Origin of the sequence: Pseudomonas sp. S5F11 (assembly GCF_019641515.1) — a bacterium.
Taxonomy (GTDB): domain Bacteria; phylum Pseudomonadota; class Gammaproteobacteria; order Pseudomonadales; family Pseudomonadaceae; genus Aquipseudomonas; species Aquipseudomonas rhodesiae.
This window is the reverse complement of sequence record NZ_JAIFJZ010000001.1, coordinates 5,835,161-5,850,017: the sequence shown is the minus strand read 5'-3', so window position 1 is coordinate 5,850,017 and position 14,857 is coordinate 5,835,161. Positions and strand designations below refer to the sequence as shown.

The window sequence follows — 14,857 nt, the reverse complement described above, 5'->3', positions numbered from 1 at the left end:
TGCAATTTATAGTAATTCTCATCTACTTTTAAAGAAGACTTGTAACGCCAGCCGTTTTTTTATGCAAAAGAGCTGCAACGGCCTATGTAAGTGCTTAAATTCCAGCGCCCTTATCTCGTTTAACTGTCAGCTCTGCGCAACCGCGCCCTGAACTCTCCTGGCTGGAATCCATCCATGAAACGCCCCCGCCCCGCCCGACGCGCCTTGCTTGTTGTAGCGTGCCTGTTACCGCTGATCGCCGTCGCCGCGTGGCAGGTACTGCCCTCGGGCCGCGACGACCTGACCACCGTCACCGTGACCCGCGGCAATATCGAAAACAGCGTGACCGCCCTCGGTACCCTGCAACCGCGCCGCTATGTGGACGTGGGCGCCCAGGCGTCCGGGCAAATCCGCAAGATCCATGTCGAGGCGGGCGATCAGGTCAAGGAAGGCCAATTGCTGGTGGAAATCGACCCATCCACCCAACAGGCCAAGCTCGACGCCAGCCGCTACGCCATCGAAAACCTTAAGGCGCAATTGCAGGAACAGAAAGCCCAGCACGAGTTGGCGCGCCAGAAGTACCAACGCCAGCAGCGCCTGGCCAGCGGCAACGCCACCCGTGAAGAAGACGTACAAACCGCCAAGGCCGAGCTGAGCGCGACCCAGGCCCGGGTCGACATGTTCCAGGCCCAGATCCGCCAGGCCCAGGCCAGCCTGCGCAGCGATGAAGCGGAGCTTGGCTACACACGTATTTATGCGCCAATGAGCGGCACCGTGGTGGCGGTGGACGCCCGCGTCGGCCAGACCCTCAACGCTCAACAGCAGACGCCGCTGATCCTGCGCATCGCCAAGTTGTCGCCGATGACCGTATGGGCCGAGGTGTCGGAGGCCGATATCGGCCACGTCAAACCCGGCATGAGCGCCTATTTCACCACCCTGAGCGGCGGCAACCGGCGCTGGAGCAGCACTGTGCGGCAGATCCTGCCGATCCCGCCCAAGCCGTTGAACGAAACCCAGGGCAGCGGCAGCCCCACCAGTTCCAATAAAAGCGGCACCGGCCGCGTGGTGCTGTACACCGTGCTGCTGGACGTGGATAACACCGACAACGCACTGATGGCTGAGATGACCACTCAGGTGTTCTTCGTCGCCGGCCAGGCCAAGGACACCCTCACCGCCCCGGTCGCCGCCCTGCTCGGCAACGGCAACACCGACAAACAGATCGCCCGCGTGGTGATGCCCAACGGCAGCATCGAACAGCGCGAGGTGCGCCTGGGCCTCAGCGACCGCTTGCGGGTGCAGGTGCTCGACGGTTTGAACGAAGGCGACCACCTGTTGATCGGCCCGGGCGACGGCCATGGGGGTTGAGGTGAGTACGCCGCTGATCGAACTCAGGCACATCCGCAAAACCTACGGCGGCGGCGACAGCCCTCAAGTTGACGTATTGCGCGGTATCGACCTGGCGATTCACGCCGGCGAATTCGTGGCGATTGTAGGCGCATCCGGCTCGGGCAAATCCACCTTGATGAATATCCTCGGTTGCCTCGACCGCCCCAGCAGTGGCGAGTACCTGTTCGCCGGGGAGAACGTCGCGCACCTGGACAGCGACGCCCTGGCCTGGCTGCGCCGTGAAGCGTTCGGTTTTGTGTTCCAGGGTTATCACCTGATCCCGTCCGGTTCGGCCCAGGAAAACGTGGAAATGCCGGCGATCTACGCCGGAATCAGCGCCGCCGAACGGCATGCACGGGCCAGCGCCCTGCTCACCCGCCTGGGCCTGGCCGAACGGACCGGCAACCGCCCGCACCAGCTCTCCGGTGGCCAGCAGCAGCGGGTGTCCATCGCTCGCGCGTTGATGAACGGCGGGCACATCATCCTCGCCGACGAACCCACCGGCGCCCTCGACAGCCACAGCGGCGCCGAGGTAATGAGCCTGCTCGACGAGCTGGCCAGCCAGGGCCATGTGGTGATCCTGATCACTCACGACCGCGAAGTCGCGGCGCGCGCCAACCGCATCATCGAGATTCGCGATGGCCTGATCATCAGCGATTCGGCATCCGCCCACGACACCGCGCCCGCCGCTACCCCCGGCGCCCTGCAAGCAGTGGACCTGCGTCAGCGTCTGGCGGACGGCGCCGAACACAATGGCGCCTGGAAAGCCGAACTGGTGGACGCTGTCCAGGCGGCCTGGCGTGTGATGTGGATCAACCGCTTCCGCACCGCGCTGACGTTGCTCGGCATCATCATCGGCGTGGCGTCGGTGGTGGTGATGCTGGCCGTGGGCGAAGGCAGCAAGCGCCAGGTCATGGCGCAGATGGGTGCGTTCGGTTCAAACATCCTCTACCTCAGCGGCGCCTCACCCAACCCACGCACGCCGCTGGGCATCGTCAGTTTGGCCGACGTCGCAGCGCTGGCGGCGCTGCCTCAGGTGCAGCGCATCATGCCAGTCAACGGCAGCGAAGCCGGGGTGCGTTACGGCAACGTCGACTACATGGCGTACGTGGGAGGCAACGACACCAATTTCCCCGACATTTTCAACTGGCCGGTGGTCGAGGGCAGTTACTTCACGGCGGCCGACGAGCGCGCCGGGGCCACGGTGGCGGTGATCGGTCATCGGGTGCGCGAGAAGTTGTTCAAGGGCCTGGTCGACCCGATCGGCCAATACATCCTGATCGAGAACGTGCCGTTCCAGGTCATCGGCGTGCTGGCGGAAAAAGGCGCCAGCTCCGGCAATAAAGACAGCGACGACCGCATCGCCATTCCCTACACCGCCGCCAGCGTGCGCCTGTTCGGCAGCTACAACCCCGAGTATGTGGTGATCGCCGCCGCCGATGCACGCAAGGTGCATGAGGCCGAACAGGCCATCGACCAGTTGATGCAGCGCCTGCACCACGGCAAGCGCGACTACGAGCTGACCAACAACGCCGCGATGATCCAGGCCGAGGCGCGCACCCAGAACACCCTGTCGCTGATGCTCGGTTCGATTGCGGCGATTTCCCTGCTGGTGGGCGGTATCGGTGTGATGAACATCATGCTGATGACGGTGCGCGAGCGTACCCGCGAAATCGGTATCCGCATGGCCACCGGCGCACGCCAGCGCGACATCCTGCGCCAGTTCCTCACCGAGGCGGTGATGCTCTCGGTGGTCGGCGGCCTGTGCGGCATCGCTCTGGCCTTGCTGGTGGGCGGCGTGCTGACGCTGGCCAAGGTGGCAGTGCAGTTTTCCCTGGTGGCGGTGCTTGGCGCGTTTGGCTGTGCGTTGGTCACCGGCGTCGTATTCGGCTTTATGCCGGCCCGTAAAGCTGCCCGGCTCGATCCGGTTAAGGCATTGACCAGTGAATAAACCCTGTATCCCATCGCACCTGTGCGTGCTCAGCCTGTGCCTGCTGCTCAATGCCTGCGCCGGCCAACCGCCCAGCGTCGACAGCCGCATCGCGCCGCCGGCCGCCTGGCAGTACGCCGAACGCGAGGCCGCCCAGAACGTGAACACCCAGTGGTGGACACAGTTCGGCAGTGCGCCGCTCAATCGTTTGATCGGACAGGCGCGGCGCGACAGTTTCGATGTGGCCGCAGCGGTGGCGCGGGTGCGCCAGGCTCAGGCCAGCGCGGTGATTGCCGGCGCGCCGTTGCTGCCGGAGGTGAAGGCCAACCTCACCACCAGCCATCAGAAGCTGCTGCGCGGCCCCGGCGGCCCGGACCTCGACGCCAGCGATAGTGACGACACGGTCAACAACTTCGGCGCCAACCTGACCGCCAGCTACGAAGTGGATTTCTGGGGCGCGCGCGCTGCCGCCCGCGACAGCGCCCTGCACAGCCTGCGGGCCAGCGAATTCGACCAGGCCACCGTGGAACTGACCCTGCTCAGCAACGTCGCCGACCGCTATGCGCAAACCCTCGCCGCCGAGCAACGCCGGCAGATCGCCGAGTTGAACCTGGCCAATGCGCGGGATGTGCTCGCCCTGGTGCAAACCCGCTATGACGCCGGCTCGGCCACCGCGTTGGAGTTGGCCCAACAAAAAAGCCTGGTGGCCGGCCAGCAGCGCCAGTTGCCATTGATCGCGCAACAGGCCGAAGAATCGCGCATCACCCTCGCCGCCCTTCTCGGCCAGCCCGTGCAGGCCCTGGACCTGGGCGCCGAGCCCTTCCAGAACCTGACCTGGCCCGTCATTGGCGCCGGCCTGCCCAGCCAATTGCTCAGCCGCCGCCCGGACATCGCCAAGGCCGAAGCCCAACTGGCGGCGGCGCAGGCGGACGTGACGGTGGCCCGCGCCGCCCTGCTGCCCGCCGTGACCCTCGGCGCCACCTTGGGCTCCGACGCCTACAAGGCCGTCGATGTGCTACGCAGCCCCTATTACACGTTGACCGCCGGGCTGGTGGCACCGATCTTCAACAACGGCCGTTTAAGCGCTGAACGGGACAAGGCCCGCGCGCGCCAGGACGAATTGCTACAAAGCTACCGCGGCGCGATCATCAACGGCTTTGCCGACGTGGAAAAAGCCCTCAGCAGCATCACCCGCCTCGACCAGCAGCGCCAATGGCAGGACGAAGAACTGCGCCAGGCGCAGACCGCATTCCAGATCGCCCAACAGCGCTACCAGGCTGGGGCCGCCGACTGGCTGACGGTGCTTGAAACCCAGCGCACCTTGTTCGCCTCTCAGGACCTGAACGTGCAACTGCGACTGTCACGCCTGCAAGCCAGCATCGCGCTCTACAAAGCGTTGGGTGGCGGCTGGACCTCTGAAATCCGATAAACAAAACTCCGCTTTCTTACACGAGCCGTCTTTTCACCCTACATTCTCAACCCCGAGGTCCTTGGTAAAAAAGCCGCTGTCATACAGCTGCCCTGGACCTCTCGATGACCGTCGTAAAACACTTGGCCTGCGGCTGCCTCTGGCTGCTGGCAGGCCTTGCCTTTGCCGAGCCGTTGATCAAACCGACCGCCATCGATTGGTTGCTGGACTGCCCCCTGCCCGCTAACGAACGCCTCGACCCCAACGTACTGGAACGCACCCAGTGCGGCACCGTATCGGTACCGCGTAACTACGCAGCGCCCCGCCAGGGCATCCTGCGCCTGACCGTCACCCGTGTTGGCGCCCGCGAGCCGTTGAGCCGTCAGGGCGTGATCTTCACCCAAGCCGGCGAACCGGCGCGCAAGAACAGCAGCGGCACCTTCGCCATTCAACTGGCCAGCCGCTGGAATACCCACACCACCCCGGCCTATCGCACGCTGCTCGATCGCTATGACGTAATCGAACTCAGCACGCGCACTATCCGCCAGCCCAACGACGTCGAATACGCCGCCCGCGACATGGAATACGTACGCGCCCAACTCGGCGATGCCCAACTGCATTACCTGGGCAACGCCGAAGCCACGCGACTGGGCAATCGCTACAGCGCGCTGTTCCCCGAACGCGTGGCGCGCATGGTGCTGGTCAACGCCGACCCCGACCACAGCGGCCCCCTGCAAGTCGAACAGCTGCGTCTCAAGGAGCCGGCAAAGGCGGATGCCGGCGCTTGCGTCACCCGCTGGATCGGCGATTTTCTGGCCTATGGCAAGCAGCCGCCACCCTTCACGCGCTGCCTGGATATAGGCGACTGGCAATAACGCACCGTTTGCGACCCTTTGCCGCCGAAAACGACCTCCCGCATTGACGCTCCGGTCGGATCGTTATTAAGTGCTATTTATCCGCATTAATACGATAAATCGCACCCATGCTAAGCCGCCCGCTACGCCGCAAACGCCAGAAGCTGTCCGATGTGATTGTCGAGTCGGTCAAGCGCTCCATCGTTACCGATGCCTTGAAGCCGGGTGATCGACTGCCCACTGAGCGTGAGCTGATGGAGAGCTTCCAATGCTCGAAAGGCTCGGCCCGCGAAGCGCTCAAGGCCTTAGAGGTCGAAGGCCTGGTCAGCACCCGCACCGGCCCCAGCGGCGGTGCGTACCTGAACCAGGCGGGCACCGAACCGGCCAGCCGTGCGTTGCGCAACTATCTGCACTTCCAGCATTTGGACGGCGAGCAGGTGTACCAATTGCGCAAAGTCATCGAGGTGGAACTGGCGGTGTCGGTGTTGGGTCGCCTGAGCGAAGCCGACTTCCAGGCCCTGCAGGACAACGTGGATTTTTGCAGCGCACCGGAAGACAGCGAGGCCGGCCAACGCGAACAGCGCTTGGCGGAGTTGGAGTTTCACAACCTGCTGGCCAAGGCCTGTCCTAACCCGTTGCTGAGTTTTATGGCGCAATTTCTCAACGACCTGCTGCGCGACCTGGTGGTGCTGAAAAAAGCCTACAAGCCCAAGCGCAAGCAGTTCGACGCGGCCAACCTGGATTATCACAAACAGCTGCTGGTGGCCTTTCGCGCCGGTGATGAACACGCCGTGCGCAGCCTGATGCACGAACATATGTGCGACGCCGAGCACCATATGGCCGCGCTGGAAGGCCAGGTCAGCCCGCACTTCCTTTTGGAGTTCGATCACTCTTAAGCACACGTCGATTCAAGGTGGGAGCGGTTTGCCCTCTCCCCCACCGTGAACACTATCCATGCTCGCCCCAAATAACAGGCCTGCCCACAGGCCCCAGCTCCACCGTATCGCCCTTGCCGCTCCTGCCAATAACTAAACCAGGGAGTCACCCCATGCAGCGTCGTACGTTATTGAAAGCCAGCCTCACCGCAGCCGCCGCCCTCAGCCTCCCGCTGAGTGTGCGTTCGGCATTCGCCGCCGAGCCCTTTACCTTTTACGGCCTCAAGTCCATGTCCGGCGCTTTCGCCAGCTATGGCAAGTTTGCCGACATGGGCTCGCGCCTGGCGGTGGAGCAGCACGCCGAGATTCTCGGTCGCCCGCTGAACTACAAGGTTATCGACACCGAAGGCAATGCCGGCAAAGCGGTACGCAAGGTGCAAGAGGCGATCCAGCAGGACGGTGCGCGGTTCTTCCAGGGCTGCACCTTGTCTTCCTCGGCGTTGGCGGTAGCCAAGGAAGTGGACAAGGCCGGTGGCGTGTTCATGACTCCGGTGGGCGCCGATGAAGTTACCGGCAAGGACTGCAACAAGGCCACGTTTCGCTGGTCGGTGCCCACCTACGGTGCGATCCGCGAAACCCTGCTGCCGCTGATCAAGTTGCTGCCTGAGGCCAAGCGCTGGTACACCATCACGCCACAATACGTGTTCGGCGAAGCGCTGCTTGAAGGCGCGAAAACCGTGCTCAAGGACAATGGCCTGGAGCACGTCGGCAACAGCTTCCATTCGCTGCAGGAGCAGGAATTTTCCGGTTACCTGACCAACGCCATCGCCGCCCGGCCCGATGTGCTGGTGCTGCTGAATTTCGGCAGCCAGTCCTCCAACACCCTGCGCCAGGCGGTGAACTTCGGGATCAAGGAGCGCATGAAGGTGCTGCTGGTGTGGTCCGCCGGGCTCGACCAGTTCCAGGAACTGGGCAGCGACCTATTGGAAGGCGTGTACCTCGGCGCGCAGTACTGGCATCAGGTGGACACCCCACTCAACCGCGAGCTGGTCAAGCTGACCCAGGCCAAGTACGGCATCAACCCCACCTACCCGCTGGCCGCCGACTACATCAGCACCAAGGTCATGCTCGACACCATCGTCGCCACCGGCAGCTTCGACGGGCCCACGGTTGCCAAGGCCATGCAGGGCCTGAGCTACGACGGCCCCACCGGTAAAGAATCGATCCGCGCCGGCGACCATCAGGTGATCAAGGATTACTACCTGTTGATCGGCAAAGCCGCCAGCGAAATGGCCGACAAGGACGACTTGGCCAAAGTGCTCAGCGCCGGCCAATCCTTCCCGCCGGTCGACGCCACGGGCTGCACGCTCGTCTGATCCTGACCAGTCAAACGCGACAGCGCCGCCCCGGCGGCCACCTGTCCGAGGGTTTCTGCATGCTTAATCTTTACCTGTTCCAGATACTCAATGGCCTGGGGTTGGGAATGATCTACTTCCTGATCGCGGTCGGGCTGACGATCATTTTCGGCCTGCTTAACTTCGTCAACTTCGCCCATGGCGCGTTCTTTCTGCTGGGGGCGTACATCTGCTACACGGCCGTCAGCCTGACCGGCAATTTCTGGCTGGCGTTGCTGCTCGCGCCGTTGGTGGTGGCCGCCTTGGCCTGGGTGATCGAACGCGTGTTGATCCAGCGGATTTATCACCTGCCCCACATGTTCCAGATCCTGGTGACCCTGGGCATTGCGCTGATCATCCAGGAAGCCAGCGTGATGATCTGGGGACCGGTGGGCAAAAGCGTCGCCGTACCGGAGTTGCTGCGCGGCGTACTGGTGGTGGGGGATTTTGTCTATCCCTACTACCGCCTGTTTCTGATCGGGTTTTCCGCCCTGATCGGCCTGGGCCTGTGGCTGTTGCTGGAACGCACGCGCTTCGGCGCCCTGGTGCGCGCCGGCAGTGAAAGCACCGAAACCGTATCGCTGCTGGGCACCAATATCTTCCGTCTGTTCTCCATGACCTTCGCCCTCGGCGTGGCGCTTGCCGGCGTCGCGGGCGTGCTGTTCGCGCCGTTGCGTGGCGCGCAGCCTTTTGTCGGCCCGGAAATCCTCGGCATCGCCTTCGTGGTGGTGGTGATCGGCGGCATGGGTTCGTTCGGCGGCGCGCTGGTCGGCGGCCTGCTGGTGGGCGTAGTGCAAAGCCTGATGACCACACTGTGGCCCCAGGGCGCGAGCCTGATGATCTACGGCGCCATGGCCGCGGTGATTCTGGTGCGTCCTTACGGCCTATTCGGGAGAGCCTGACATGAGCGAGAAAAACCCCCTGCCGTTCGCCAAGACCCAGTCCCGCGCCATGCTGCTGTGGGTGCTGGCAGTGCTGATCGGCCTGCCATTGGTGCTGCCCTCGGCAACCCTGGCTACCGAGATTCTGATCTTCGCCATGGCCGCCCTGGCCTGCAACCTGTTGCTGGGCTACACCGGGCTGTTGTCGTTCGGCCAAGGCATCTTCTTTGGCGCCGGCGCCTATTGCGCAGCGCTGCTGATGATCCACCTGCAACTGGGGCTGTTCACCGCGCTGCTCGGCGCGGCCCTGGCCGGCGGGTTCCTGGCGTTGCTGGTGGGCGCCCTGGCGATTCGGCGTACCGGCATTTACTTTGTGATGCTAACCCTGGCGTTCAGCCAGATGGCTTACTTCGTGGCCTACACCTTGAGCGACTGGACCGGCGGCGACAACGGCTTGCTCAGCGTGCCGCGCCCGGAGATTCGGGTAGGCGACAACGTGCTGCTGTCCCTGGCCGATGCCCGTGCGTTCTACGGGTTTGTCGCGGTGCTGTTCCTGCTGATATTTATCGGTGCGCGCCGGGTCATCGCTTCGCCATTCGGCAGCACGTTGATGGCGATCCGTGAAAACGAAACCCGCGCCTCGGCCATCGGCTACGACACGCGGCACTTCAAGATCCTGGTGTTCGTGCTGTCCGGCGCGGTCACCGGCATCGCCGGCGCGCTGTACGCCATGCTGCTGCACTTTGTGCCGCTGTCGAATATCGACCTGGCGATGTCCGAGAACATCCTGATCATGACCATCGTCGGCGGCACCGGCTCGTTGTTCGGTTCGCTGCTAGGTGCCGGCTCCATCGTGTTGTTGGGGGATTTTTTGTCCGACCTGTGGCCACGCTGGCTGATGCTGCTGGGGGCGATCCTGATCCTGGTGGTGATCTTCATGCGCGGCGGTTTGTGGGGCGGCCTGGCCGGGCTGTTCGAACGGGTGCGCGGCATTCGCAAAACCGCTGCCGTCATCAAGGAGGAAGGGCTATGAGTATCTTGCTGGAAACCCAAGATTTGGAACTGGCCTACGGCGCGTTCCGAGCGGTGAACGGCGTGAACCTCAAGGTCGAGGCCGGCACCATCCACACCATCATCGGCCCCAACGGCGCCGGCAAAACCAGCCTGTTCCACTGCCTGACCGGCGAACGCCAGGCCACGGCCGGGGCGATTCATTTCAACGGCCAGAACCTGATGCGCAAACCGGCCCACGGCCGTGTGGGCCTGGGCATGGCGCGCTCGTTCCAACTCACCAGCCTGTTCCAGAACCTTAGCGTGCGCGAAAACCTGCGCCTGGCCGCCCAGGGCCGCGACGGTGCGCGCGCGCTGAATTTCTGGCGCCGGGTGGACAGCCAACGCGAACATCTAGAGATGGCCGATCAGGTGCTGGAACGCCTGCAACTGACCGCCCGTGCCGAGACCCTGGCCGGCGAGTTGTCCCACGGCCAACAACGGGTATTGGAGGTGGGCATGTCGATCTGCTCCAAACCCAAACTGTTGATGCTCGATGAGCCCACCTCGGGCATGGGCATCGACGACATCCCGATCATGACCCAGTTGATCAGCGACCTTGGCCGTGACCACACGGTGCTGTTGATCGAACACAACATGAGCATTGTCATGTCCATCAGCCAACGCATCACCGTGATGAGCCACGGGCAGATCCTAGTGGAAGGCACACCGGAATTCGTGCGCGCCGATGAACGTGTGCGTACGGCTTACCTGGGGGAGGCTGCCTGATGCTGACTGTCGAGAATATCCATTCCTACTATGACAAAAGCCACGTCCTCGAAGGCGTGTCGTTGACCGTCAACCCCGGCGAGCTGGTGACCCTGCTGGGCCGCAACGGTGCGGGCAAGACCACCACGCTGCGCAGCATCCTCGGCATCATTTGCCCGCGCCAGGGCCAGATCCACTTCAACGGCCAGGCGCTGGTGGGGCAGAAAATCTTTGAAATCGCGCGCCAGGGCCTGGCGCTGGTGCCGGAGAACCGTGGGATTTTCCGCCTGCTCAGCGTCGAAGAAAATTTGCGCATCGCTGTGCGCAAGAGCAGTCGCTGGCAGTTGGATGACGTGTACACCATGTTCCCGCGCCTCAAGGAGCGCCGCAAAAACGCCGGCCACGCGTTGTCCGGCGGCGAGCAGCAGATGCTCGCCATCGCCCGCGCCCTGCTTAACGCCCCCAAGCTGCTGATCCTCGACGAGCCCACCGAAGGCTTGGCCCCGGTGATTGTCGACGAGTTGGTAAAGATCCTGCGCAAGGTCAAGGACGACGGCCTGCCGGTACTGCTGGTGGAACAGAACCTGATGGTCTGCGACAAGCTCGCCGACCGCCATTACGTGCTCGAACAGGGGCGCGTGGTGTACGAGGGCAGCGCCGCAGCGTTCCGCGCCGACCCGAGCATCAAAAACCGCTATTTGGCCCTGAGCGCCTGACCGGAGAGTGCCCATGAACAGCTTTGCACAACCGCTCCAGAACAATGCCCCGCTGATCGATCGCGACCGCTTGTGGCAGTCGCTGATGGACCTGGCTCGCCTCGGCGCCACCGCCAAAGGCGGCGTGTGCCGCCTGGCCCTTACCGACCTCGACCGCCAGGCCCGCGACCTGTTCGTGCAGTGGTGCGAAGACGCCGGGTGCAGCGTGACCGTCGACGGTATCGGCAACATTTTCGCCCGCCGCCCCGGTCGCAATCCGGACCTGGCGCCGGTAATGACCGGCAGCCATATCGACACCCAGCCCACCGGCGGCAAGTTCGATGGCTGCTACGGCGTAATGGCCGGTCTGGAAGTGATCCGCACCCTCAATGATTTGAAGATTGAAACCCAAGCACCGATTGAAGTGGTGGTGTGGACCAACGAAGAAGGTTCGCGCTTTGCGCCGTGCATGATGGGCTCCGGGGTGTTCGCCGGGAAATTCGACTTGCAGGACACCCTGCACAAACAGGACGAACAGGGCCTGTCGTTGGGCGCCGAGTTGCAACGCATCGGCTATGCAGGTTCTCGCGCCGTCACCGGCCACGCGGTGGGGGCGTATTTCGAGGCGCATATCGAACAAGGCCCGGTGCTGGAAGACCGCGCCACTACCATCGGCGTGGTGATGGGTTGCCTGGGCCAGAAGTGGTTCGACCTGACCCTGACCGGTGTCGAGGCCCACGCCGGTCCGACGCCGATGCACTTGCGCAAGGACGCCCTGGTGGGCGCCGCCGAAGTGGTCAGCGCGGTCAACCGCATCGCCCATCAACACCAGCCGCACGCCTGCGGCACGGTAGGTTGCCTGAGCCTGCATCCGGGTTCGCGCAACGTGATCCCCGGCCAGGTGCATATGACCCTCGACCTGCGCCACCTGCACGCCGACAAGCTGCAAGCCATGGTCGAACAAGTGCGCAGCGTGATCGACGCCACCGCCGCCCGCCACGGGCTCAGCGTTGAACTGACACCCACCGCCGACTTCCCGCCGCTGGACTTCGACCCGGCCTGCGTCAATGCCGTACGTGACGGCGCACAGGCGCTGGGCTTGAGCCATATGGACATCGTCAGCGGCGCCGGGCACGACGCGATCTTTGTCGCCGAACTGGGCCCGGCCGGCATGATCTTCGTGCCGTGCGAAGGCGGTATCAGCCACAACGAAATCGAAAACGCCGCCCCGGACGACCTGGCGGCAGGCTGCGCGGTGTTGCTGCGCGCCATGCTCAACGCCGCCCAGGAGAGCCGCCATGAGTGAGATCGGCCAGCTGACAGCGGTTCAGCTACTGCAGCAGTTCCGCGACAAAACCCTGTCGCCGGTGGAGGCCACCGAAGACGCGCTGCTGCGCATCGAACGTTACAACCCGGTGGTGAATGCGTACTGCCATGTGGACCCCGAAGGCGCGCTCAATGCCGCGCGGGCCTCGGAGCAACGTTGGTTGAAGGGTGAACCGTGCGGCGCGCTGGATGGCGTACCGGCGTCGATCAAAGACCTCACGCTGACCGTCGGCATGCCGACGCGCAAGGGTTCACGCACCACCTGCGCCGACGGCCCATGGGATGTCGATGCGCCCTTTTCGGCATTCATGCGCAACGCCGGCGCGGTGCTGCTGGGCAAGACCACCACCCCGGAATTCGGCTGGAAAGGCGTCACCGACAACCCGCTATACGGCATTACCCGCAACCCGTGGGACACCCGCACCACCGCCGGCGGCTCGTCCGGCGGCGCCGGCGCGGCGGCGGCATTGAACCTCGGTGTGCTGCATCAGGGCAGCGACGCGGGCGGCTCGATTCGCATTCCCTGCGCGTTTACCGGCACCTTCGGCATCAAGCCGACCTTCGGCTATGTGCCGCAATGGCCGGCGAGTTCCATGACCATCCTGTCGCACCTGGGGCCGATGACCCGCACCGTCGAAGACAGCGTGCTGATGTTGCAAGCCGTCGCACGGCCGGATGCGCGGGATGGTTTGATCGGCGCGCCACGCAGCACGCCGTGGTTATCCGACCACTTGGACTTGAAGGGTCTGCGTATCGCTTACAGCCCCAACTTCGGTTACGTCGACGTGGATCCGCAGGTGGCCCAGGTGGTCGCACGGGCGGTTGAGGGCCTGGTGCAGTTGGGCGCCCATGTCGAGCAGATCGACCCCGGCTTCAGCGACCCGCTGGACCTGTTCAGCACCCTGTGGGCGGCCGGCGCCGCGCGCTTGACCGGTTCGATGAGCGAGGCACAAAAACACCTGCTGGACCCTGGCCTGCTGCACATCGCGCAACGCGGCGAACGCTTGAGCCTGAATGATTTCAACACCGCCCTGGAAGCGCGCGCAGCGTTGGTGGCACGTATGGCGGCGTTCCATGAGCATTACGACGTGCTGGTCTCGCCGATGCTGCCGATCACCGCATTTGCCGCCGGGCACAACGTACCGCCAGGCTCGGGGCTGGACGAATGGACGCAATGGACGCCGTTTACCTACCCCTTCAACCTCACCCAGCAACCGGCGGCATCGGTACCCTGTGGCTTGGCCAATGGCTTGCCGGTGGGGTTGCATGTGGTGGCGGCGCGATTTGCCGATGAGAAGGTGTTGCGGGTGTGTCGGGCCTATGCCGACGCGTTTCCTACCCAGCACTTGCGGGCGCCGAAGGACTCGACACCGTAGAACAAAATGTGGGTTGGGCTTATCCCTTCCCACATTTTCTGATCGCATTTCAATTCCCTGCCTCTACAATGCCCCATTCATTCGCGGGGGCTTCATGGACATCGAACTGGCACGCACCTTCCTCGAAATCACACGCTGCGGCAGCCTGGCCGCGGCGGCAGAGAAACTGCACGTTACCCAGACCGCCATCACCGCCCGCGTGAAAAACCTGGAGAACCAGCTGGGCTGCACGCTGTTCGTGCGCAACCGGGCCGGGGCACGACTGACCGCCGATGGCGAGGCGTTTGTGGTGTACGCCAATCAATTGCTGCAAACCTGGGAAGCCGCGCGCCGCGACCTGCCGTTGCCCGATGGCTATCGCAATGTGCTGCATATCGGCGGCGAGGTGAGCCTGTGCAACCCGCTGATGCTCGGCTGGGCCCAAGCCCTGCGCGAACACATCCCCGGTCATGCCCTGCGTACGGAAATCCGCGAGGGCGACTATCTGTTGCGTCAACTGGAATTGGGCGTGCTCGACGCCGCGCTGGTGTTCCAGCCGCACTACTGGCCGGGGTTGCAGGTGGAGCAGGTGTTGGAGGAAAAACTGATCCTGGTGCAATTGGCGAGCAAGCCCGAGCCCTACGTCTATATCGATTGGGGCCCGGGGTTTCGCCAGCAGCATGACGCCGCCCTGCCCGACCGGGCCCGCGCCGCCGTGAGTTTCAACCTCGGCCCGCTGGCACTGCAATACATCCTGGAGAACGGCGGCGCCGGGTACTTCCGCACGCGAGTGGTGCAAAGCTACCTGGACAGCGGCGTGATGCGGCGCGTAGCCAAAGCGCCCGAATTCAGCTTTCCGACGTACCTGGTGTACGCACGGGCGCGGGATTCGGCGGTGTTGCAGCAGGCGCTGGAACTGTTGCGCGGGGTGGTCAAGGCCGAAGGGGATTGGTCACAGCGCTGGGATCCATTGAGTTAAGCCATCAGCCATTGCCGCAAAAAAGGGGGCAGCCTGT

Annotated in this window: 13 protein-coding genes; all 13 read left to right on the top strand. The window is 63.9% G+C overall.

From position 1 onward, the window contains the following. The first annotated feature begins 174 nt into the window (after positions 1-174). Positions 175-1,344, top strand: coding sequence for an efflux RND transporter periplasmic adaptor subunit (locus tag K1567_RS26620; RefSeq protein WP_169868511.1), 1,170 nt, complete (start codon positions 175-177; stop codon positions 1,342-1,344). Beyond that, positions 1,334-3,316, top strand: a complete 1,983-nt coding sequence (locus K1567_RS26615) for a MacB family efflux pump subunit (RefSeq protein ID WP_144419319.1) — start codon at positions 1,334-1,336, stop codon at positions 3,314-3,316. Before K1567_RS26620 ends, K1567_RS26615 begins: the two co-directional genes overlap by 11 nt. Next, complete coding sequence (locus K1567_RS26610) at positions 3,309-4,724, top strand: efflux transporter outer membrane subunit (protein WP_213547464.1); 1,416 nt, start codon at positions 3,309-3,311, stop codon at positions 4,722-4,724. Before K1567_RS26615 ends, K1567_RS26610 begins: the two co-directional genes overlap by 8 nt. Before the next feature lie 104 nt (positions 4,725-4,828). Further along, on the top strand, positions 4,829-5,578 hold the full coding sequence (locus tag K1567_RS26605) for an alpha/beta fold hydrolase (protein ID WP_220699006.1): 750 nt from the start codon (positions 4,829-4,831) through the stop codon (positions 5,576-5,578). A gap of 107 nt (positions 5,579-5,685) precedes the next feature. Next, positions 5,686-6,453: a FadR/GntR family transcriptional regulator gene (locus K1567_RS26600; RefSeq protein ID WP_034137819.1), complete on the top strand. Its 768-nt coding sequence runs from the start codon at positions 5,686-5,688 to the stop codon at positions 6,451-6,453. A gap of 152 nt (positions 6,454-6,605) precedes the next feature. Next, positions 6,606-7,808, top strand: coding sequence for an ABC transporter substrate-binding protein (locus K1567_RS26595; protein ID WP_220699005.1), 1,203 nt, complete (start codon positions 6,606-6,608; stop codon positions 7,806-7,808). A 59-nt stretch (positions 7,809-7,867) separates the two neighbouring features. Next, entirely contained in the window at positions 7,868-8,728 is an 861-nt protein-coding gene (locus tag K1567_RS26590) for a branched-chain amino acid ABC transporter permease (protein ID WP_040268820.1), read from the top strand. A 1-nt stretch (position 8,729) separates the two neighbouring features. Beyond that, positions 8,730-9,740, top strand: a complete 1,011-nt coding sequence (locus K1567_RS26585) for a branched-chain amino acid ABC transporter permease (protein WP_040268821.1) — start codon at positions 8,730-8,732, stop codon at positions 9,738-9,740. Beyond that, positions 9,737-10,486, top strand: coding sequence for an ABC transporter ATP-binding protein (locus K1567_RS26580; protein ID WP_034137823.1), 750 nt, complete (start codon positions 9,737-9,739; stop codon positions 10,484-10,486). The genes K1567_RS26585 and K1567_RS26580 overlap by 4 nt, the downstream gene beginning before the upstream one ends. After that, a complete protein-coding gene (locus K1567_RS26575) occupies positions 10,486-11,181 on the top strand; it encodes an ABC transporter ATP-binding protein (RefSeq protein WP_169868516.1) in 696 nt (231 codons plus the stop codon). The genes K1567_RS26580 and K1567_RS26575 overlap by 1 nt, the downstream gene beginning before the upstream one ends. 13 nt (positions 11,182-11,194) lie before the next feature. Continuing rightward, positions 11,195-12,466, top strand: a complete 1,272-nt coding sequence (locus K1567_RS26570; protein ID WP_169868517.1) for a Zn-dependent hydrolase — start codon at positions 11,195-11,197, stop codon at positions 12,464-12,466. Beyond that, on the top strand, positions 12,459-13,862 hold the full coding sequence (locus K1567_RS26565; protein ID WP_169868518.1) for an amidase: 1,404 nt from the start codon (positions 12,459-12,461) through the stop codon (positions 13,860-13,862). The genes K1567_RS26570 and K1567_RS26565 overlap by 8 nt, the downstream gene beginning before the upstream one ends. Before the next feature lie 94 nt (positions 13,863-13,956). Next, complete coding sequence (locus K1567_RS26560; protein ID WP_034111016.1) at positions 13,957-14,820, top strand: LysR family transcriptional regulator; 864 nt, start codon at positions 13,957-13,959, stop codon at positions 14,818-14,820. Positions 14,821-14,857: the final 37 nt, after the last annotated feature.